Annotated in this window: 27 protein-coding genes; 5 read left to right on the top strand and 22 right to left on the bottom strand. The window is 57.9% G+C overall.

The window, feature by feature from the left end; genetic code table 11:
- Positions 1–12: 12 nt before the first annotated feature.
- The 13 genes from GKO01_RS08445 to GKO01_RS08385 form a co-directional block, all read right to left on the bottom strand.
- Positions 13–657, bottom strand: coding sequence for a hypothetical protein (locus tag GKO01_RS08445; protein WP_099286683.1), 645 nt, complete (start codon positions 655–657; stop codon positions 13–15).
- Between the two features lies 1 nt (position 658).
- Entirely contained in the window at positions 659–853 is a 195-nt protein-coding gene (locus tag GKO01_RS08440) for a hypothetical protein (protein WP_099286682.1), read from the bottom strand.
- Positions 854–1,035: 182 nt separating this feature from the next.
- Entirely contained in the window at positions 1,036–1,473 is a 438-nt protein-coding gene (locus GKO01_RS08435) for a hypothetical protein (protein ID WP_099286681.1), read from the bottom strand.
- A gap of 51 nt (positions 1,474–1,524) precedes the next feature.
- Positions 1,525–2,493, bottom strand: a complete 969-nt coding sequence (locus tag GKO01_RS08430) for a phage tail tube protein (protein ID WP_244901385.1) — start codon at positions 2,491–2,493, stop codon at positions 1,525–1,527.
- A 48-nt stretch (positions 2,494–2,541) separates the two neighbouring features.
- Entirely contained in the window at positions 2,542–2,964 is a 423-nt protein-coding gene (locus tag GKO01_RS08425; RefSeq protein WP_099286680.1) for a hypothetical protein, read from the bottom strand.
- On the bottom strand, positions 2,961–3,233 hold the full coding sequence (locus tag GKO01_RS08420; protein WP_306417186.1) for a hypothetical protein: 273 nt from the start codon (positions 3,231–3,233) through the stop codon (positions 2,961–2,963). Before GKO01_RS08420 ends, GKO01_RS08425 begins: the two co-directional genes overlap by 4 nt.
- 53 nt (positions 3,234–3,286) lie before the next feature.
- Positions 3,287–3,937, bottom strand: a complete 651-nt coding sequence (locus tag GKO01_RS08415; RefSeq protein WP_099286678.1) for a hypothetical protein — start codon at positions 3,935–3,937, stop codon at positions 3,287–3,289.
- 21 nt (positions 3,938–3,958) lie between these two features.
- A complete protein-coding gene (locus GKO01_RS08410; RefSeq protein ID WP_099286677.1) occupies positions 3,959–5,203 on the bottom strand; it encodes a phage major capsid protein in 1,245 nt (414 codons plus the stop codon).
- 104 nt (positions 5,204–5,307) lie between these two features.
- Complete coding sequence (locus GKO01_RS08405) at positions 5,308–6,042, bottom strand: head maturation protease, ClpP-related (protein ID WP_099286676.1); 735 nt, start codon at positions 6,040–6,042, stop codon at positions 5,308–5,310.
- Positions 6,039–7,364 carry a phage portal protein gene (locus GKO01_RS08400; protein WP_099286675.1) on the bottom strand — a complete coding sequence of 442 codons (1,326 nt, stop codon included), beginning with the start codon at positions 7,362–7,364 and terminating at the stop codon, positions 6,039–6,041. The genes GKO01_RS08405 and GKO01_RS08400 overlap by 4 nt, the downstream gene beginning before the upstream one ends.
- Positions 7,352–9,067, bottom strand: coding sequence for a terminase large subunit (locus GKO01_RS08395; protein ID WP_244901384.1), 1,716 nt, complete (start codon positions 9,065–9,067; stop codon positions 7,352–7,354). The genes GKO01_RS08400 and GKO01_RS08395 overlap by 13 nt, the downstream gene beginning before the upstream one ends.
- A gap of 43 nt (positions 9,068–9,110) precedes the next feature.
- Entirely contained in the window at positions 9,111–9,710 is a 600-nt protein-coding gene (locus GKO01_RS08390; protein WP_099286673.1) for a terminase, read from the bottom strand.
- Between the two features lie 188 nt (positions 9,711–9,898).
- Positions 9,899–10,213 carry an HNH endonuclease gene (locus tag GKO01_RS08385; protein ID WP_099286672.1) on the bottom strand — a complete coding sequence of 105 codons (315 nt, stop codon included), beginning with the start codon at positions 10,211–10,213 and terminating at the stop codon, positions 9,899–9,901.
- A 72-nt stretch (positions 10,214–10,285) separates the two neighbouring features.
- Between GKO01_RS08385 and GKO01_RS08380 the strand changes: the two genes are divergently transcribed.
- The 3 genes from GKO01_RS08380 to GKO01_RS08370 are packed head-to-tail and all read left to right on the top strand — an operon-like array spanning position 10,286 to position 11,090.
- Positions 10,286–10,558: a BrnT family toxin gene (locus tag GKO01_RS08380; protein ID WP_099286671.1), complete on the top strand. Its 273-nt coding sequence runs from the start codon at positions 10,286–10,288 to the stop codon at positions 10,556–10,558.
- Positions 10,518–10,775 carry a BrnA antitoxin family protein gene (locus GKO01_RS08375; protein WP_099286670.1) on the top strand — a complete coding sequence of 86 codons (258 nt, stop codon included), beginning with the start codon at positions 10,518–10,520 and terminating at the stop codon, positions 10,773–10,775. The genes GKO01_RS08380 and GKO01_RS08375 overlap by 41 nt, the downstream gene beginning before the upstream one ends.
- Positions 10,776–10,784: 9 nt before the next feature.
- On the top strand, positions 10,785–11,090 hold the full coding sequence (locus GKO01_RS08370; RefSeq protein WP_099286669.1) for a type II toxin-antitoxin system HicB family antitoxin: 306 nt from the start codon (positions 10,785–10,787) through the stop codon (positions 11,088–11,090).
- A gap of 59 nt (positions 11,091–11,149) precedes the next feature.
- Here GKO01_RS08370 and GKO01_RS08365 read toward each other — a convergent pair whose 3' ends face one another.
- From GKO01_RS08365 to GKO01_RS08330, 8 genes are all read right to left on the bottom strand, one after another.
- Positions 11,150–11,761, bottom strand: coding sequence for a DUF3164 family protein (locus GKO01_RS08365; protein ID WP_099286668.1), 612 nt, complete (start codon positions 11,759–11,761; stop codon positions 11,150–11,152).
- Complete coding sequence (locus tag GKO01_RS08360; RefSeq protein ID WP_099286667.1) at positions 11,758–11,955, bottom strand: hypothetical protein; 198 nt, start codon at positions 11,953–11,955, stop codon at positions 11,758–11,760. Before GKO01_RS08360 ends, GKO01_RS08365 begins: the two co-directional genes overlap by 4 nt.
- Before the next feature lie 42 nt (positions 11,956–11,997).
- The gene (locus GKO01_RS08355) at positions 11,998–12,849 is read right to left on the bottom strand and encodes a tyrosine-type recombinase/integrase (protein ID WP_099286666.1); all 852 of its coding nucleotides are present in this window, start codon (positions 12,847–12,849) and stop codon (positions 11,998–12,000) included.
- 228 nt (positions 12,850–13,077) lie between these two features.
- The gene (locus GKO01_RS08350; protein WP_167383452.1) at positions 13,078–14,091 is read right to left on the bottom strand and encodes a CatB-related O-acetyltransferase; all 1,014 of its coding nucleotides are present in this window, start codon (positions 14,089–14,091) and stop codon (positions 13,078–13,080) included.
- Positions 14,092–14,476: 385 nt separating this feature from the next.
- Entirely contained in the window at positions 14,477–14,977 is a 501-nt protein-coding gene (locus GKO01_RS08345; protein ID WP_167383451.1) for a hypothetical protein, read from the bottom strand.
- Between the two features lie 13 nt (positions 14,978–14,990).
- Positions 14,991–15,203 carry a hypothetical protein gene (locus GKO01_RS08340; RefSeq protein ID WP_099286664.1) on the bottom strand — a complete coding sequence of 71 codons (213 nt, stop codon included), beginning with the start codon at positions 15,201–15,203 and terminating at the stop codon, positions 14,991–14,993.
- Positions 15,200–16,402, bottom strand: coding sequence for a hypothetical protein (locus tag GKO01_RS08335; protein WP_099286663.1), 1,203 nt, complete (start codon positions 16,400–16,402; stop codon positions 15,200–15,202). Before GKO01_RS08335 ends, GKO01_RS08340 begins: the two co-directional genes overlap by 4 nt.
- Positions 16,399–16,848, bottom strand: a complete 450-nt coding sequence (locus GKO01_RS08330) for a hypothetical protein (protein ID WP_228118374.1) — start codon at positions 16,846–16,848, stop codon at positions 16,399–16,401. The genes GKO01_RS08335 and GKO01_RS08330 overlap by 4 nt, the downstream gene beginning before the upstream one ends.
- Before the next feature lie 64 nt (positions 16,849–16,912).
- On the opposite strand from GKO01_RS08330, the gene GKO01_RS08325 reads away from it, so the two are divergent.
- Complete coding sequence (locus tag GKO01_RS08325) at positions 16,913–17,164, top strand: hypothetical protein (protein WP_099286661.1); 252 nt, start codon at positions 16,913–16,915, stop codon at positions 17,162–17,164.
- An 87-nt stretch (positions 17,165–17,251) separates the two neighbouring features.
- Here the strand turns inward: GKO01_RS08325 and GKO01_RS16530 are convergent, their stop codons facing one another.
- The gene (locus GKO01_RS16530) at positions 17,252–17,491 is read right to left on the bottom strand and encodes a helix-turn-helix domain-containing protein (RefSeq protein WP_099286660.1); all 240 of its coding nucleotides are present in this window, start codon (positions 17,489–17,491) and stop codon (positions 17,252–17,254) included.
- Between GKO01_RS16530 and GKO01_RS08315 the strand changes: the two genes are divergently transcribed.
- The gene (locus tag GKO01_RS08315) at positions 17,490–17,933 is read left to right on the top strand and encodes a helix-turn-helix domain-containing protein (RefSeq protein ID WP_167383450.1); all 444 of its coding nucleotides are present in this window, start codon (positions 17,490–17,492) and stop codon (positions 17,931–17,933) included. The two genes, GKO01_RS16530 and GKO01_RS08315, sit on opposite strands and share 2 nt — an antisense overlap.
- Positions 17,934–17,939 lie beyond the last annotated feature (6 nt).

Raw genomic sequence — 17,939 nt, 5'->3', positions numbered from 1 at the left:
GGTCGCGTTCCTTCAGAGGCGTTTTGTCAGGATCATTGCCGGATAGGTCAGGGCCGTTCCGGCGGCTCGGCTTTTGCTGCGGCCCTTGCTGCGCCGCAGGATGTAGGGAGCATTTTCCATCAGGCCGGAGGGAATGCTCACAAAGGCGCGGGCTGCGTTCACGGTCGGGAATTTGCGCTGCACCAGCTTGCGCACGGCATCGACGATGCCCGGAGGCACAGACATGTTCTTCATCGCGCCCGTATCGATCTTGCGTGCATAGGGCTGCGGGTTGACGATCATGACGGATGTGCCTTCCGGAATGTCCGCCACGTCCTGCGTCCAGGGCTTGCCGTCGACGACAACCATCCAGCTGTCGCGATAGCGGCCCGATCGTACCGGAGAGCGATCCTTGCACAGCTGAAGCGCAGCCTTGGCCGCCAGCCCCATGACGTTGAACTTGTAGAGAATGAAACCGTCCGGCCTCACGTCCGTCTCTGGCACGCCCTGCCGACCATCCACGATCGTCACCCAGTGCGGCGGCGCGTCTCCGCTGCTGACCGCCTGATCCCGCGCCTTGATGGCGACAGCTGCAAGCCTTGCGGACTGCGCGGCCGGAGATAGCGCCTGGTCCCGAAACAGACGAATATTGCGGGCCACACTACGCGCAGAGGCCATGTCATTTCCTCATGAGGGTCTGGATGTCCTGAGTGATTGCGTTGTTGCGATGTTTCAGGAAGACGACATCGAGGGCGCGGATCAGGTCGAAGACATAAACCCGCTCATCATCCGTCACCCGGTTGGCTTCACACCAGCGATCGATGGCGAGCCAGGAAATCGGCCCAGGCCTTGAGGCAACGCGGATCATGCCCATGGATGCGCCGACCCCATCAGTGGTCCAGACGCGGTCATGCTGGAGTTCATGCCACGCCCGCCAGGGGACTTCGTTCCAAGGATCGGGAAGAACCCGGTATTGCAGGGCCGTTTCCCGGATTTCGGGGATTTCATTCTCCCCGGTAAAGGCACCCCATTCCAGTTCCCACTGGAGTGCTGCAATCAGTTTCCCGCTGCGGCCTTGGCTTGTTCGGCGCGGTCGCTGCCGACACGGCCGGCTGCCATGATGGCGAGCGTAGTCAGAGCCGGGTAGTTGCCGCTTTCCAGCATGCCGCGGAAGTCATCGACAGAGACGGGCTGATCATCCGTACCCTCCAGACCACGCACACCCTGGACGCATTCACGGGCAATCGCCTTGCCCTGACAGACATCATCCGTGGTCGGGGGCAGGGCATCCGGAGCGTAGAAACCAGCACCGGCACGCTGGGAGCGGTTCAGCTCACGGGCTGCTTCCAGACGCAGCGCATAGAGCGTGTCGCGGTACGCCGGCGTGAAGCCGCGCGTGGTGATGAAGAAGGTATTCCCTTCCGGACCGACTTCGATCTCCTCGCCGGAAGACACCTTGCTGAGGTCGCGCGAAAAGGCAGAGAGCTTGGCCATGTTAATTTTTCCAGTCTGAAATGAGGGATAAAAAGTTCGGAGCTCCGGGGATCAGCCGCCAGAAGGCGCGGCTGGCGGTGCGGCCGGGATGCGCTGGATCTTGAAGGTGCCACCGCCGGCCTGCGGATTGCCCTCGATGTCGAAGGTGGCGATGATCGAGGTGTTTTTGCTGCCGACATCGATCACCGGATTGCGCAGCGCCGCATTCAGGAAGGTCAGGACATAGCTGTTGCCGTCCGCATCCTTGACCGTAACGGCGATCGGTCCCTGCGTTCCATTGGCCCAGACCTGATACAGATCCCAGGTCTTGAAAAAGATCTGCGTCGATCCGGAGGCGAGGATCTGGCCGGGGCGGATCCCGCAGGCATCGGCATGGCCCATGCCATAGTCCGACCCCGAGCCGTCGCGGGCCAGCGTAATCTGGACCTGCTTGACGCAGCCATCCGGAGCCACGCCGTTCACGGTCATGCCGACGAAGTTGTCGACCGTGTTGAACACACGCCCTGTGGGCGCGTCCGTGTAGGTCGTGGCCGGATCGGCATCCGCGAGCGTCTGCTGCTTGCAGGAGAAGTCGAAAGACGTAGAGGCAAAGCTGCCCTGGGCAAAAGTCAGCTGTGCCTGTGTGCAGTAGCTGCCTGGACGCACCAGCCATTTGGCGTTCATCTTTTCGATGAGCGTCCAGGTCTTCACGACCGCACCGTTCTGCACGACGTTGTCAGCCCAGTCTGCACCCAGCACGGCCGCCAGCATGTCGTCATAGGTGCCATAAGACAGCGCGCCCGACAGTGTGCCGGCCACAGAGGTCTGCGTCAGGACAGCCTGCGCCGCTTCGATGTCAGCGTTGATCTCGTCCGGGCGCTGGGTCGTGTCCGTCGGTTTGAAGTTTTCACCCGTAAAGCGGGTGCGCTGGTAGTTTCCCGTGGCCGGGACGCCGTAGTTCGGCTCCATGGCATAGGAAATGGCGGTATCGTTCGCCTGCGCGGCGGCCTGATAGCCTGCCGTGGCACCGGTAAAGGCCATGTCTCACCTCATAAAAAAAGCCACCCGGAGGTGGCTGTGTCAGGAATTTCAGGATGCCGGCAGGACGATGTCCTGGTAGCGATAGTCCACCATCAGGGAGAAGCGGACCCAGTTGCCGGTCTGGTCGTCGTCGGGCGGATCAAAGCCCTGATCATCGTAGAACAGACCGGCAGGGAGCGGCGCGACCGGCACCCGAAACGCGACGGACAGAGCCTTGCGTTTCGTGATGGCGTCGATCGCGCCCGTTCCGCGCCGCACCATTAGGTGCAGCCAGATCTGGCCGGTTTCTTCGTCGACGATCTCACCCATGCCCAGGCGGCCGGCAGAGGCACTGGCTGTCTCGAAATAGACCCATGGGGCCGTGTTCTGATCGAGGTTCTGAGCAAGAATGTCCTTGACCGCCAGCCCCAGCGGAGCAGCAGCGGCCGTGGCACGGTCAAAGGCATCCTGCCAGACGATGGGAGAGGTCATGTTCCACCTGCTGCAATGAGTTTCCAGCCGCAGATTTCACTACCGTCATAAACGGGCGTGGCGTCTGTCAGCGCGTATTGACGACCGCCATCCGTTAGGATGTCAGCATTCCGGGGCTGGCCGTAACCCGCTGCCGCCAGCTCGTCATTCAGGGTCTCGGCCACAAACGGCATGACGGACACGCCTGATTCCAGTGCGGCTGTCGCGGGCGGTGCGGCATAGGCCATCAGCGTGACCGGGCTGCTCTCGCTCGGCCGTGACAGTGTCATCAGCCGGCCTTTCTTGCGGATCTGCCGACGACGGCAGTCTGCCTGATATCCCATCACGCCGTCCCCGGAGACTGGTAGCGCTGGACGAGGCCAGCCGCTTCAGGTGTCAGGCCACCCAGGGCTGGGTCAGGTGTGACCCAGCTGGTCGAGCCAATGCCCTGGGCACTTTCGGACTTCAGGGAGGGGTCACGACCTTCTGCATAGTAGGCCGCTGCCGCAACCCTGCGGACAGCGAGCTGGATCGGCCGAGGAATGTTCCCAGGAAGCGCCGTGCCATCGTCCTGCGTGGCCGGAAGCTGATATCCGGCCTGATAGGTGATTTCATAGCGTCCTGGATGCCAGAACGGACGCTCTGCATCCGGACGGAAGATCTCGCCGGTTTCATCCGCGATGACGAGACCGTCAATTTCATCCTGAGACAACGCTGTCCCGTTGCGGACGATCCCCAGAACCTTCTGGACGGGGTAGGCCGCAACCAGAAGGGACAAGGTCCGGGGGAAGTGTCGGACAAAGACCTGATCCTGCCAGGTCTGGGACAGGATCGGCCGGCCGATGAACGCCAGAACGGCCTCGGTTGCATCCAGAAGATGCTGCTCAAGCGTATCTGAGGCCTGGGCATCCGTGATGCCCAGATCCGTCATCAGATCCTGCACGGATGCCAGGGGAACCGTTACAGGAGCTGATCCGATAGGAATGCTTCTCACTGATCAGCCTCCTGCGTGTCATTAGCCGCCTGAGCCGCCACTGGCAGCGGCACCAGTGACGAGAGCCTGGATGGCAGCACCAGGCGTCGGCATGCCGCCGCCATAACGGCCATATCCGAAGAAAGCCGTCTGCAAAGCGTCCGCGTAACGCTCATTGAGGCGCACCACGGACATGCCTTTTACGTTGCGGAACTTGTAGTTCTTGAAGCTGCCGAACAGCATGGCTTTATTGCCAGCTGCAACGCTTGGCATGCTCTGATTGATATTCATGGCATAGCCGGCAAACGTATCAGGCGCGCCGACTGCGACCGCGGGCGACCAAAGCGGGCGACCTTCATTATCCTTCATCTTGCGCAGGACTTTGAGGGTCGTGTCGTTGAACATAAACGTCGCACCCTGGCGATAAGCCGGGTCCACGCTATGGATCAGTTCGATGATATCGTCATAGCCGATATCCACGGCCGCTGTCGTAAAACCAACGCCAGCCGCAGTGCAGACACCCTGTGGCATGTTCGTGCCCGTGCCATTCGTCAAATCGTCAGCCAACGTACGTCCAAAACGGGTGGACAGAGCAGAGGTGAGGAAGGTGTCCAGATCCAGGAAGGAATCCTGCATCAACGTCCAGGGCACCAGAACGGCGTCTGTGGCGTACAGATAGGCCAAGACGTTGGACAGCCCGAATTTCAGGTCGCTTGTGCCGATCGTCGTGTTCTCGCCGATGATCTTGGCGCGGGCGGCCGTGTCATCATTGGTAGGCCAGGGCAGGGGAGCGCCTGTTGCGGTCGGGATTTCGTCAAACAGATCCAAAGCCGTGAAGTAAGCCTTCAGAGCTGTCAGGATCTGGTCTGCGAAAAGGGGCGGAACGAGATAGCCACCAGCAGGACCCGTTTGTGTGCTCTGAGCGGCGCGGAATTCGCTACCACGCTGCGCTTGCAGAGCAGCAAAAGCCCGATCCTCACCAGAGAGGCTATCCATGCCGCCACGAAGCCACGCACCGAAAACGCGGACTTCCTGCGTCTCACGATCGCGCTGTTCATCAGCGCCACGACCGTCGTTTTCGCCACGAGCCGCGATCTGGCCAGCCAGTTCCGCTTCAGCCGCTTCTGCGCTCTCAATGCGGTCAATTCGCGCCTTGAGCTCGTCCGCTTCGGCCATCATGGCATCGAACTGGGCAGTCTGTTCGGCAGTGACGGTCTCGCCGTTGATCAGGGCGCTGGCGTCAGAAATCAGCTTTGCACGCTTGGCGCGCAGTTCCTTGGAACGCATGGATATTCCTGTTTTTGCAATGAAAGGGGGGCTGCCACGCTCTATCGGCGGCATCCCAAAAGGGTCATGACCTGATCTTGCCTCGCAGGGAGGTCAGGGCATGGTCAGAGAGTGTTTTCGGCTTCAGCCAGACGGGCCATACGCCGGCGCGACGCAAGGGCGATTTCCCCAGCCTGAGCGAGCAGATCCTCAGGCGGAGACTGCGTCGCCTTGGCGGAAGGAGCACTGCCTCCGGAGCGGTCATCATCGACAATGACATCCGCCAGACCTGCATCCAGGGCTTCTTGGGCCGTGAACCAGGTCTCGGCATCCATCTGGGCCGAAATGGCGTCGACGCTCTGGCCTGTCTTGCCCGAATAGAGCGCCGCCATCTGGCCGTCGATCTTGGACATGACACCTGCCGTTGCCGTCATGTCGGCCTTGTTGCCGATCACAAGCCCCCAGGCGTTGTGGATCATCATAAACGCATTGGGCGCAATCGAGACCGTATCGCCGGCAAGAGCGATATAGGAGGCCGCCGAGGCCGCCAGGCCGTCGATGATGACGTTGACTGCGCCATCATGCTGCTTGAGCGACGAATAGATGGCGAGGCCGTCAAAGACATCCCCGCCTGGACTGTTGATCCGTAGATTAATTGGCCCGGGACCGACCTGCGCCAGCTGGCCGGCAAAGTCCTTGGCCGTCACGCCCCAGAAGCCGATTTCGTCATAGAGCAGGATCTCGGCCGGCTTGCCGTCAGCCCGTGGCCGGCTGCTCAGGGTCTGCGGGAGCCCTGCCTGCGTGAAGGCCAGAAGGGCTCGGTTCGAAAACCGGCCCGCCTGGGCATCATAGCGTTTCATTCCTGTTGCCCTGGTGAAGGTGGAGGAACAGGCGCGGGCTGGTCTGGCCCTTTCGCCGCCTGTGTCGTCAACGGCACGTTGGTGCTGTTGATCAGCGGGGTATCGCCGCCCGGTACGGGAGGACGATTTTTCTTCCGGCGTGCCTCGTTGATCGTGCTGACACCGCTGGAGATCTCGCTCTGCATGACCGTTGCGGTCTTTTCCGGATCCATAGACAGCAAGCCATCACGGTCAAATTCCACGAAAAGAGGACTGTTGGAGAACAGCTTGTAATTCAGCTCACTTTCGATCCGGCGCAGGTCTGCATCGAGCGAGAAGATCAGGTAAGCCAGCGTGTTCTCGGACAGACCGGTCCCCCAGGACGATGTCTTGTCCGTTTCGTTCAGAAGATGCAGGGGCACACCGAAGAAACGCGAGATATCGGCGACTTGGTAGCGTCTGGCTTCGATCGTCTGGAGATCCTGTGGAGACAGCTGAAAGGGCGTGTATTTCGACCCTTCATCCGCGATGACAGTCTTTCCCCAGTTGGCAACGCCGGAATGGGCTTCCTGAAGTTGGCGTCTTAGACGACGAAAGCCGTCATCTGACATTTTGCCCTGCACCTGCATGATGCCGCTCGGCATCGAGGCGTTCTGATGGACCCGACCCGTGCGCTCTTCCATAGAGCGCGCCAGCCCGACAGAGCCGCGTGCGAAAGACTGGATCCGGGAGAGCCCCTTGATCCCGTCAAAACCCGGACCAGGAATGTGCAGCATGTCTTCCTGATGAAGGGTTTCAACGCTGCCATCCTCATGCGTCAGGACATAGAAGTTCACGCCTGGCTTACTTGGAAGACGCACCACACGAACCTGCCACGGCATAAAGGCTTCAAAGCCAATCACACGACCTGCGCCGTCATATCGGATGGCGCTGTAGTGGTTGCCCCAGAGCAGGACATTCACCCCCCAGAGTTCCCGCCATGAGAAGGCCGTCAGAGAACGTCCTGGAAACGGCGCTGTCTGAAGGAGCGGTATCAGTCGATGGTTCGGCAGTTCTTCGCGCTGCCCATCGGCCGAGAGACGATAAATCTTCAGAGGCAGTCCGGCGATAACGCCGGCTTCCAGCGTGACGCAGCGATAGACGGCCGAGCAGGCCATGGCTGTGCGCTCACTGGTGGGTGGTATCCAGTCATCACTGCTCCCCGGTAGTCCTAGAAACTCGCTCCAGTTGCCAATCTCAGACAGAGGCGTGCTGGGGTTTTCGAGGCTCTGCGCCAGAACAGGCTCTCTGCGCTCCGAAGGAGGACGCTGAGAGCCGCCGAAAATACTCTTCAGGAATCCCATAGGTCCTCACGGTCAAAAATGCTTTTCGGTCCGGGTGGCTCCGGGTTTTTGGACATGCAGGCCACGGCATCGAACAGCGCCATCAGGGGATCGATCTTCTTTCCGCCCGCCAGCTGCTTGGTAATTTCGATGTTGTTGCCTTTGGCCTGGGCTTTCGCATTGCCAACGGCCCAGGCCATGATCGGCCGGCCGCCATGGTGGAAAGACCCATCTGCCAGTTTGCGTTCAAGCGTTTTGATCGGGCCGGTGAGCTTCCAGCCCTGACTGACACCGACGATCTGGCTTTCCTCGATCCCCTGCCGACGCAGCTCGAAGACGATCTCCGCCACGCCGGCTGGGTCGAGCCCAATTAGCGCCAACTTGCCCGATCGGTTGAGATCCGCGGCGATTTCGCCCAGCTCGATGATATCGTCCGCCATGGTCGTGACGAGCACGAGGTCCTGCTGTTTCTCGAAATCGAGATACCGAGGCGCTTCTTCCTTTCGGGTCTTCAGCACATCGCAATAGACCCAGCTGCGCTGCCAGTGCAGCCACTCATCGGTCTCGGCATCGCAGCCCAGAACGGCCATGGACAGAAAGTCGTCCAGGCCGCCACCGTCGATTCCCACGACCAGGACACTGGAGCGTCTGACCACATCGTCCAGGGTGAGGTTGGGATCCCCTCGCTGCTCCCAATATTTCGCACCCGCCCAGGCTTTCTCTCCCAGGGAGAGCCCGACCTGCACATTGAGGTGCTTGGCCATCCAGACCCGCAACGGGCCTTCGCCGGCTTCCTTCTGCTGGTCATACTGGCTGGTCAGGAACTCGGTCCCGACCGACAGGCCGAGGTTTGGGTTGGGGACGTACCAGTAGTCCGGATCCTTGTGTTTCTCAGCCTCGATCAGCGCGGCCGGAAACTCGTAGATGACAGGAAAGAACTTCTTATTCTGGATCTTCCCGTCCCGAATGGAGCGGGCATATTCCAGCTTCGACTTGAAGACGCCGGCTGGCTCTTCATCCGACTGGGTGGAAAGATAGATGACGAAGCCTTCAGGACGGGACGAAATGCCGCCCATGGCTTCCATGAGCATGTTCTCGCCTGTCGGCTTTTTGCCAAACTCCCAGAGTTCGTCGACCAGAATGCCGGTCGCCTTCTTGCCGACCACCGACTGGCCGTCAGCAGCCACGACCTTGAGCGTGGCCCCGGTCTGGCGATGCTCGATGACGCGGTTGTACTTCTGGACGTGAAAGATCGCATCCAGGTCCGGGTCGTTCAGGACCATGTCCCGGGCGGGTTTGAAGGCGTTGTCGGCCGCTTCCTTGGTCGGTGCCAGGATCAGGAATTCAGCAGAACGGCGCCAGTTCAGAACCAGCTGGGTCAGCATGACGCCAGCCGCGATGGTCGACTTGGTGTTCTTCTTGCTGACCAGCAGGAAGAACTCGCTGATGTGCCGGACACCGGTATCCGGATCGTAGGACCCGAAGAAGGATTCCGCGAAGTCCTTCAGCCAGGATCGGCAGGACTCACCGATCGTCGGTTCGCCCATCACATCGACGAGCTTCAGAGCATTGAAGACATCCATGCCCTGCTTGGCTGCTGCCGGGAAAAGCGGCGGGCAGGGGATGATGCTTTCGCGGGCAACAATCCGTTTTTCCCAGGTGTGGCACGCCGTTGACCATGTGAGCGCAGGAGGGACGGGAGCTTGCTTGAGAGCCTTGCGCATTCCAGTCCGGCTGGATGCAGTTTTCCGCCCCCGAGAGCTAACTTTAACTGTCCCGTCGCTTGCCATTGTTCACTACCAGTTTCGGTTGAGTCATGGGCGCAAATTTCCCAGAGGATGCCGTGTCAGCAGCATCCTTGAGCTGCTCTTTCTTACCTTTTTTGCCCGCAGCTTTTCCGCCCAGCAGCGCGACGGACTGCGCAAGCGTCTTGAGCGAATTGGCTCGGACTGGATGGCTGATGGCTTTCTGCATTGCCTCACGGCGTCGCGGGTTTTCGTCGTCCATCGTCTCAATTTCGATGGCTTCCGTAATCTCGCCATGGTGCGCCGTGATCTGCTCCAGTTCGTCGGTCATGCGTTCTGCCAGGCAGAGCAGGCGGCCCTCGATGTCGTCCGGGATGGCTTCGGCGACGATCGGGGAGGGACGTTTTTGCGCAGGCTGCTCTGAGTGCGCAGCGGTGCGCACTTTTGGAGTGCGAGTGCGCACCTTTTGCGCACCTGCTTTCTCCCATCCTTCAGACGCGATACGCTTGCGCAGGGTGCTTTCCGCAATCCCGAATTTCTTAGCAATCTGGCGGTTTGACAGGCTTTCTGCGCAGTAGGCGCTGGCAATATCCTCCCAGTTTGCGGGCGGTTTTTTCGACATTCTGGACCGTCCTGCGCAGGATGGTGCGCACCTCATTTCGTAATTGCAGGAAAATTTTTCACGCGTGGAACTGGCGCGGTTACGCCCCCGCGGTCGGGCCGAAGATTTGACCCGCCCCCCTCAATCCGGACCGTTTTGGTCAGCTTTTGGGTCGAAAACGTGAGAAAATGGCTGTTTTCCGCTGTTTTTCACCAGTTTTTCGCAGCGCGCTGTGCTTTTGCCCGTGCCGTCTTGGCCGTGTGGCACGAGCCGCAGAGCAGCTGGACGTTCTTGGGGTCCAGCTTCGCGCCACCGTCTTTCAGTTCGACGATGTGGTCACCGAAGATCCGGCAGCCTGAGCGGCCGCAACGCTCGCAGACGCGTCCACGCTGCTTCAGGATGGTGCCCATCAGGGCGCGCCATTCCTTCGAGACGTAGAACGCGTCCGCGCGCTTGGGGGGTTCGCGGGCGATGCTGGTGTCCAGCACTGTCAGCCCGCTGTTGATGCAACGCAGCAGTGCCATGATGCTTCTCGCTATTATTTGTAACTACATTATATCCTTGCTTTATGGATTATTCGTAGCTACATCAAGTTCATGAAAGTCGAGTTCGATAACGCCAAGCGCGATAAAACCTTGTCTGAACGCGGTCTCGACTTCGCCGACGCTGCTGCCGTTTTCGAAGGGATGACAGCAACCGCGCCGGACTTACGAAAAGACTATGGCGAAGAGCGTTTCATTACGGCCGGGATGTTGAATGAACGCCTTGTCGTGATGGTCTGGACACCACGTGGCGATGCTCGCCGCATTATCTCCATGAGGCATGCACATGAACGCGAAGAACAAGAGTGGAAAGCCAGAATGGGTTGATCCGGACGATGCTCCGGAACTCACCGATGCTTTCTTTGAAGCCGCAACCGTTCGGAACGGTGAAACGGTCGTGCGTCGCGGACGTCCGACTAATCCGCATCGAAAGCAGCAGGTCACGTTGCGACTGGATGCTGACGTCCTGGACGCTTTCAAGCGGCAAGGTGCTGGTTGGCAGACAAGAATTAACGAGGCGCTTAAAGCCTCATTGTCTCATTGAGACGGTGTAATGACTGAATACCTTGGTCTCGTTCACAAAGATCCCGATAGCGATTTCGGTGTCAGTTTCCCAGACTTTCCGGGCTGCATAACAGTTGGTGATACATTGGCTGAAGCACACGTCATGGCCTACGAGGCTTTGGCTTTTCACATTGAAGGAATGATCGAGGAAGGATGTGACATGCCAGCTCCGTCATCCTTCAAAACTATTATGCAGGATCCGAATAACGAATCGGGTATGGCATTCATCGTCAGAGTAAGGCTGCCTGAAGGCGATACTCAGTCCGTATGTCAGCTCAGAGACTATGCCTGTTGATTCTGAAACGTGACCAAGCGCCGTTAACTGCGAAAGGTCGGACATTGTTCCGGCCTTTTTTATGCTTTGGCAATATCCAAGGGTACCTGAACGAACGCGCTGTCCGGTGATGCGCGTTCGTGAAACCGGATGTAGCTGCGCGATGCGTTCACCTTCACCGCGTCGGTGATGGCCTGCATGGCGCGTTTCCATTCATCATCGTCGATCGAAAGACGGCGCAGTCCGAGGATCTTGGACACGTTCAGCTTGCCTTCCTTGCCGACGTCAAAGGCATCGGTGACGACGGCGCGGATGTTGGCGTTGCCGCCTTCCGTCCAGCGCGTCAGGCAGCTGTCCACCAGTTCCTTGGCGATCTGAAGTTCCGGGCCGAAGGTGATGGTGTCGCTGATGGCGATAGTCACGCGCTCGCAGCCGTCGTAGGTCGCCAGCGTCAGATTGCCCTTGGCACCACCTTTCTTGGCTCCGTACTGTTCCGCCAGAAGATCCAGAAAAGCGCGAATGTCGCTGTCTGCATCCTCACGAAACTGGCGCATGATCTCACGAATGGAGCGCGCACGCTCGAACAGCTTGCGCACCAGCTCGTCCTGCAACAGGTCTTCCGGCTTCACGTTCGCCCGTGGCACCAGACGGCCAGCGGAATCCTTCATGTAATCGTCGGGATTGTGGCTCATGCCTGTTCTCGCTTGCGATCGGCTTCGATTGCGCGGGCGCGGCGTGCTTCAGCTGCGGCCCAGATCTTCATTCCCGGCATCCGCGCATGTTGCGCCGTGCGTTCGTAACGCTCGGCAGTCCGGGTCCAGAAATCGATGTGCTCGGCCCGGATCTGCTCAGGCGTTTCAGGTCGGCGTCGGTATCGAGTGCTCATTTCGCTCTCCACTAATGGCCGACGCCGCCTTTTCGTGAGGCGTCAGTCTTTCAGGTAATTGCCGCCACCGTCGCCTTCGCGGACGTGGGCGTATCGTGTCGTGGTCTTCAGGTCGGAATGTCCCAAAGTCTGCTGGACGACATGCGCGGGCGCGCCATTGTCCAGGGCGTGTGAGGCGTGGGCGTGCCGGAACCAGTGCGCCGAGGCATCTGGCAATCCGGCACGCTTCGCCGCCCGCTTCACGAGGCGATGTGCAGCTCTCAAGTGAAGCGGGCTCCCATCGTGGCCGGGGACAACAGGCGTTTCAGGACGCCAGTCGTCAGCTCTCACAGCCACGATCTCTTTCCACAGCTTTGCGGGCACAAGCACATGACGTGTCTTGTTTCCCTTGCCGAACACGGAGGCCACGCCTCCCTGCTGACGCCGTGTCATATCTCGCCAAGTGAGGGCGCACATTTCAGAAATGCGCAGCCCCATGAAGTACAGAACCCGGAGCGCGACCCGCTTTCGTGGGCACGGCTCCTGGTCGATAATGCGCCGCACATCCTCTTCCGTGAGAATGCGCTCACTGAGACGATCTCGCCCGCGCTCGAGGCGCAGCGCTGCGCCAACGTCCACATCCAGAAAACCAACGCGGACCCCGAAGGCCAGAGCCGATTTGACGGAGGCCAGCTTTCTGCGGCGTGTGGCATCCGATCCCGTGAGGCTATCAAACCAGCCTTGCAGGTCGTCCAGCACGACATCTGCCAGAGGCTTGCCAGCCCACTGGCGGAAGGCGTCCACGTCCGCACGATAGGCGCGGGCGGTGTTCACTGAGCGATTATGAAGCCACATATTCACGAGGCGATCGTCATCAGAGATACGGGGCGTTTTCGCGACCGCTGCTGGTGCCATTGGCCCAGGTCTCCGACAAGTCATTGAATTATAAAGGTTTCCGATCCTGCGGAGACCCTGAAAAACCGTCAGATAACTGTAATTATCTGACGGGTTCCGAACCCTTTCGGTGGGTTATCTGACAGTCTGTCCTTTCGGGCTTGTCAGATAACTCCGAGTTATCGTGTCGGGCTAAAGCACTCTAATTGTCATTTCTAAAGGGTATGGAGACCCTCATTCAGACAAACGTCAGATCTTTTCGGCTTTATCCAAAAAACCTTGCAAATCGGTCATCATCATTCCGCAGTATCGGTCAATTTTCCATTCTGGCCACTCCCACCATTTGAGCGCCAACAGGCGAGAGGTGGTTTGGGCATCAAATCGTGGTTTCAAAACATACCCCGGATTACCCAGATATATTGAGTAAGGCTCGACTTTTCCTCGAACCACAGATTCAGCGCCAACGATGCAGCCGTCTCCTATAACTGCACCAGGAAGAATGGTAACCCCACGACCAATCCAAACATCATTGCCGATCACCACCCCCGAGGAGATACTATCTTCAAATTTTCCGATGTCTGCGTGCCGCGAAGGCCACCGAAAAGCCTCGTCCTGAAACGGAAACGTGGTTGCGGCTTTGGTTAGATGGTTTCCGAGCACAACTGTGACGTCTTCAGCAATCGAGCAAAACGCACTAACCTTCAGCCGTGCTGGCGGGTATGGAAGGATACGTGGAAAACCGTAGGAATATTTTCCTACATCGACGAAATCACCGCCGCCCCACGCGTAATGAGCATGAAAATTTCGTCCGCTGCCTGCAAACTCAGATTTCATCAATAATTGAATCGACGGGAAGATAAACTCGTAACTTGGGAGCTCTTTGATTTGATCGATAACATGTGAATAGGATGAAAAACTCTCAAGCCGTGTTATCGCATAGGCCATATCAGCCATCTCGACGAATGGTGACATTTTCGATAGAGAAATAAGATTATTTTCGAGGGTATTTGAAAGTATTTTCTGGTATTTTATACGTATCTCATTCGGAGAAATATTAATGGATTCTTCAAAAAATATTTTATCTAATCCGCCATTTTCTCCATCAATGTAGATCCGTCCATCATCCGAAGCCCTGAATATTTTTGCGTTGCTGGGATGTTCGATTGCTATTCCACCACCAACTTGGCGACGAATTTTAAACGAAAATATCGCCCTCTGCCCGAAATCACCCATGATCCAGAATGGCTCTCCAGATGCAGCCATTAGGTAGATTACATCACTGTTAGCTTCCGCGCGCCAAGCATAAACAGGGTCTACGACTTCGGTCGGGCTAGCGTGACCGAGAACGCCTTCGGATACATGTAAGAGCGATTTGCTGGACGTAATAAGGGTTGAGTACATTGCCATCTCGGACAGTAATTATTATTTTACAATAATTCTGAAATATCCCGTTACGTCAATGAATTTGTGATTTTACCTAAATTTAGGGAGTAAGCGCCATAGCCATGCTTTGTTTGAGAGAGCTACGATATTGCCCATTAAAAGAAGGCAGAACATCAACAAAAAAGGGCGCAGGCTTATTCCAGCCACACGCCCATCGATAATCATATACTATTACTGTCCAAATCTGTTTCAGGTCAACAGGTTTTTAATGGATTTGGCTTCCTTCATAATAATCGGTCAGTTGCTCAAGAAGCAGTTCGATTGCGCCAGTCATCCCTTGACGGTTTTTACCGTACATTTCAGAGATCCTTGCTACCGAAAGACCGTCCAAAACTAACAGCACGAGAAGGTCGCCAGCATATCGGCCTAGTGTCCTCCGGACGCCTTCACATCGGGCGACGGCAAAAGACCTCGCTAGAAGAGAGTCCTCCAGACTTCCTTGCCCCGTTGACCGAATCTCGGGATTGGAAGCACCCATAATTCCCGTCTCGAAATCACATGCCCAACGTTGGGCGGCGTCGACGTGACGTTGGGTGATCGTGCCGGAACGTAGCAAGCCGTAGAGGCCAGCTCCACGGCGTAGGACTTCGATTGGTGGCCTGTCTTTTCCCTGGTCCAGTTCAGCCAGAGCGATGCGGTTTTTCCAAGCCCCCTGCATGGGGACGGCTTCTTCAATTGGTCGAGTTGCCTCAGCGGCAGTAGTCATTTGCATTCCACGTTCATGTGGGGTTGCGCTTCATAAATCGGCCGTCGGCATCCCGGTTCGAGGTGAGCCGAGCCAGACGGGCCTGGAGCGTGACAATCTCCAGGGCTTGATCCGCAACAGTCCGCTCCAGTGCCAGAGCAGCATGCTGCGCCTGGTCACGTTCGGAGCGAACCGTGAGGAATTCAGAATGGGTGAAAGAGGCGAGGGCTCTGCGCAGCGCCTTCATGCGGCCTGAGCCTGCGGGCGATACCAGTCCAGATACGCAGCGCGCTCGACGGGGCAGGTGGGTAGGTCATGGGCTTGCGCCAGCTCCGGCCAGTCCCGCTTAACAGCCGAGAAATCTCGCTTCAGGCGGAAGGCTTCGCTCCAGACCTCTTGTGCCTTGGCATAGACTCCCAGCGCGCGTTCTTCCCAGTCTTCCCGAGCCACTGGCTCTGGAGCCGGTGCGGTTGAGACGCCGGCTTGATGATCTGCCCAGAACCGCTCGATCGGCTTGCGGAAAGCGCCCATTTTGTAGGCTGTGTCGCCGTTCAGAGCCATTTTCTCGGCATGCTGCTTCACAGCCTCGACCAACACATCGGCTGGAACGCCGTCCCGAAGGAAACGACCGCAGATGCTCTTGGCGAACCCGGCCTGACCGTCTGGCAGACGTCCAACCTTGAGGACGCGGGCGACGGTCTGGGAGATCAGGGCTTCCGAAATCTCCAAGGCCGGTTTGTCGGTTTCGGTTTCTGCCGGTTTCGTAGAATTAGAATCAGAAGGGGATATATCTTTCTCTAATTCTAGATCTACGGAAAACCCAGAAACCGGTTTTGAAACCGAAACCCCGGAAACCAAAACCGCTTTTGAAAACTGGTTTTGGTTTTCGGTTTCCGAAATCGCCCCACCGTCGATAGACGACAGCAAGCGCATTTCACGCTGCTCGACGGCTTCGCGCTGCCGACGCACATAAGCGTCTTCTGCTTTCTCCCCCTTGCGCGGGCGGCCGCCCTTGGAGGCATTCGCCCGAGAGGTCATAGCCTTCACGCCGGCTTCTGGTGCGAACTCTCCGGCCTCCTGACGGGCCTGAAACTCTTCCAGACGACGCTGCCGCTCAGCACGAGCCTGAGCGCGTTCCTCACGGCGGATCTGCCGTTCCACGAGGTGAGGGCTGTAGAGCGCGCCGTCTTCATCACGAAGGATAAACCGCGTGAACTCGAGTTCCGGCAGGACGCGGCGCAACACCTCGACGTTTTCACACGCCATCTGCGCCACTTGGACGTCATCGAGCGCACGGCCGCCGACACGGAACACCACGTCGCGGGCAGATTTCAGAGCGTCCATCAGGGAATGGAAAACGCCACGCAGCTCGGCCGGCAGAACCTTTAGAAAGGCCATAGACGGAACGTCGTCCCGATCGAAGGTGGTGGGGATCTGGAGCATCATGCCGAGGCTCCTGTCTTTTCTATCCCGCGCACGATCTTGAGGGCATGATCCACAACGCGGCGTAGCTTGGTCAGCTCATGGCCAAGGCTGTGGGCTTCCTCGACCGTCACAATGCCATCCGCCAGAACGCGGATCGTCATCTTCATGGTGTCGTTGGCCTTGTCCGCCACGTCTTCCATGATCTCGGCCACATCGCCATGACCCAACTGGATCGGCGTCAGGTTGTAGCCAAGCTCATGCGCCATGGTCTGGAGAATGAAAGGCTCCTGGGCGAACTCGTCCAGCACAATGGCGATATCTACCGGGGCTGTCGTTGTGGAGTTTCGGTTTTGATATTCCGAAATCCGAGCCCGACCGACGCGGGTAACGGCTGCCGCGGCATCAATGCCGCCAATCGCCCGAACAGCCATTTGCGTGGCCGTCTTGAGGGCAGGGACGTGATTCATGGCTTCACCCACGCACGACGATCAGCCATCTTGCGCGCATCTAAAGCGAACGGAGTGACGGCACATGGCTGATGAATGGAAACTGAAGGAAGACGGCAATCTCGATATTTCGAGCCTGACAGGCTTCCGCACGGTGGTGATTCAGGACGGCGCTGTCGTGCTGCAGGTGAAGGCCGCAACCGCGCCAGAGCACTTCCCGGAAGGCGATAAGCTCGAACAGTTCTCACTGTCTCCGCAGACGGCCGCCGAACTGGGGCGTGATCTGCTCGATGCTGCGGAAATTCTTCTTCAGAAGCCGCAAGGCGAGATCCACTAAGCCCCGTTAAGAACGGGCAAGGCTGCAAGACATCATCTTGCTGACGGCAGCATGAGCGTTGCTTACCTTCGGGTTTATGAAGGATGCTCATACTGCTGTCTCACTAATCGAACCGTGCTGTGAGGCGTTATTGGATCTTGCCGAACGAAGCGGCACGAGAGCGTCCAGTGACACATTTAGCGCTGACGCGACTTCTCTCAGCTTGTGCGTAGGGATGCACGAAGCCCCTTTCACCCACCGAGATACGGTCGGCTCGCTCATTTGCACTTGTGCAGCCAGTTGAGTCTGGGTGATCCCGCGCTCGATGAGGATAGCTTTCAACGACATGCAGAAAATTTATTCTGATGAAACTTTCAGGTCAAGAAAGTTTTCATGTGGAGGCATCCCGCTTTTACGCTTTAGCCGCCAAAATGGCAGCATGATCGAGAAAGAGCTCTCCCCTCAAGAAGTCGCCAAAAACCGACATACTCTGCGGTTTGTTAAGGCATGGATGAAGCTCAAGGGATATACGCAACGGAAATTGGCTGAAGCATTAGATATGTCCGAACCATCAGTCTCTAAATGGCTGAATGGCAAGGTTAATATGACGTTATCGCAATTCGTGCGGGTGGCAGAAATTCTTGAAACTACCCCAGAATCTCTTCTTTTCGATCCTTCTGAGCTTGATATGTCACAGCGATATAAAGAGGCTGCTGCATTGGCAGCCAGCTTGGACGCCGGAGCATTTGATGCGTGGATCAATGCTGGAAAAGCAATGAAAGGAAAGTAAGAAATT

The organism is Gluconobacter kondonii (assembly GCF_002723995.1).
Taxonomy (GTDB): domain Bacteria; phylum Pseudomonadota; class Alphaproteobacteria; order Acetobacterales; family Acetobacteraceae; genus Gluconobacter; species Gluconobacter kondonii.
The sequence above is the reverse complement of the archived record's forward strand: the minus strand, read 5'-3'. Positions and strand labels throughout refer to the sequence as shown.

Coding starts and splice junctions, on each gene's coding strand:
- GKO01_RS08360 (WP_099286667.1), bottom strand. CDS start 11,955: ATGAGCACTCGATACCGACGCCGACCTGAAACGCCTGAGCAGATCCGG.
- GKO01_RS08350 (WP_167383452.1), bottom strand. CDS start 14,091: ATGGCTGCATCTGGAGAGCCATTCTGGATCATGGGTGATTTCGGGCAG.
- GKO01_RS08380 (WP_099286671.1), top strand. CDS start 10,286: ATGAAAGTCGAGTTCGATAACGCCAAGCGCGATAAAACCTTGTCTGAA.
- GKO01_RS08385 (WP_099286672.1), bottom strand. CDS start 10,213: ATGGCACTGCTGCGTTGCATCAACAGCGGGCTGACAGTGCTGGACACC.
- GKO01_RS08445 (WP_099286683.1), bottom strand. CDS start 657: ATGGCCTCTGCGCGTAGTGTGGCCCGCAATATTCGTCTGTTTCGGGAC.
- GKO01_RS08330 (WP_228118374.1), bottom strand. CDS start 16,848: ATGAATCACGTCCCTGCCCTCAAGACGGCCACGCAAATGGCTGTTCGG.
- GKO01_RS08420 (WP_306417186.1), bottom strand. CDS start 3,233: ATGACACTGTCACGGCCGAGCGAGAGCAGCCCGGTCACGCTGATGGCC.
- GKO01_RS08440 (WP_099286682.1), bottom strand. CDS start 853: ATGGGCATGATCCGCGTTGCCTCAAGGCCTGGGCCGATTTCCTGGCTC.
- GKO01_RS08430 (WP_244901385.1), bottom strand. CDS start 2,493: ATGGCCTTTACCGGTGCCACGGCAGGCTATCAGGCCGCCGCGCAGGCG.
- GKO01_RS08335 (WP_099286663.1), bottom strand. CDS start 16,402: ATGATGCTCCAGATCCCCACCACCTTCGATCGGGACGACGTTCCGTCT.
- GKO01_RS08315 (WP_167383450.1), top strand. CDS start 17,490: ATGCAGAAAATTTATTCTGATGAAACTTTCAGGTCAAGAAAGTTTTCA.
- GKO01_RS08405 (WP_099286676.1), bottom strand. CDS start 6,042: ATGAAACGCTATGATGCCCAGGCGGGCCGGTTTTCGAACCGAGCCCTT.
- GKO01_RS08395 (WP_244901384.1), bottom strand. CDS start 9,067: ATGCGCAAGGCTCTCAAGCAAGCTCCCGTCCCTCCTGCGCTCACATGG.
- GKO01_RS16530 (WP_099286660.1), bottom strand. CDS start 17,491: ATGTCGTTGAAAGCTATCCTCATCGAGCGCGGGATCACCCAGACTCAA.
- GKO01_RS08325 (WP_099286661.1), top strand. CDS start 16,913: ATGGCTGATGAATGGAAACTGAAGGAAGACGGCAATCTCGATATTTCG.
- GKO01_RS08400 (WP_099286675.1), bottom strand. CDS start 7,364: ATGGGATTCCTGAAGAGTATTTTCGGCGGCTCTCAGCGTCCTCCTTCG.
- GKO01_RS08365 (WP_099286668.1), bottom strand. CDS start 11,761: ATGAGCCACAATCCCGACGATTACATGAAGGATTCCGCTGGCCGTCTG.
- GKO01_RS08375 (WP_099286670.1), top strand. CDS start 10,518: ATGAACGCGAAGAACAAGAGTGGAAAGCCAGAATGGGTTGATCCGGAC.
- GKO01_RS08425 (WP_099286680.1), bottom strand. CDS start 2,964: ATGACCTCTCCCATCGTCTGGCAGGATGCCTTTGACCGTGCCACGGCC.
- GKO01_RS08345 (WP_167383451.1), bottom strand. CDS start 14,977: ATGACTACTGCCGCTGAGGCAACTCGACCAATTGAAGAAGCCGTCCCC.
- GKO01_RS08410 (WP_099286677.1), bottom strand. CDS start 5,203: ATGCGTTCCAAGGAACTGCGCGCCAAGCGTGCAAAGCTGATTTCTGAC.
- GKO01_RS08390 (WP_099286673.1), bottom strand. CDS start 9,710: ATGTCGAAAAAACCGCCCGCAAACTGGGAGGATATTGCCAGCGCCTAC.
- GKO01_RS08340 (WP_099286664.1), bottom strand. CDS start 15,203: ATGAAGGCGCTGCGCAGAGCCCTCGCCTCTTTCACCCATTCTGAATTC.
- GKO01_RS08435 (WP_099286681.1), bottom strand. CDS start 1,473: ATGGCCAAGCTCTCTGCCTTTTCGCGCGACCTCAGCAAGGTGTCTTCC.
- GKO01_RS08355 (WP_099286666.1), bottom strand. CDS start 12,849: ATGGCACCAGCAGCGGTCGCGAAAACGCCCCGTATCTCTGATGACGAT.
- GKO01_RS08370 (WP_099286669.1), top strand. CDS start 10,785: ATGACTGAATACCTTGGTCTCGTTCACAAAGATCCCGATAGCGATTTC.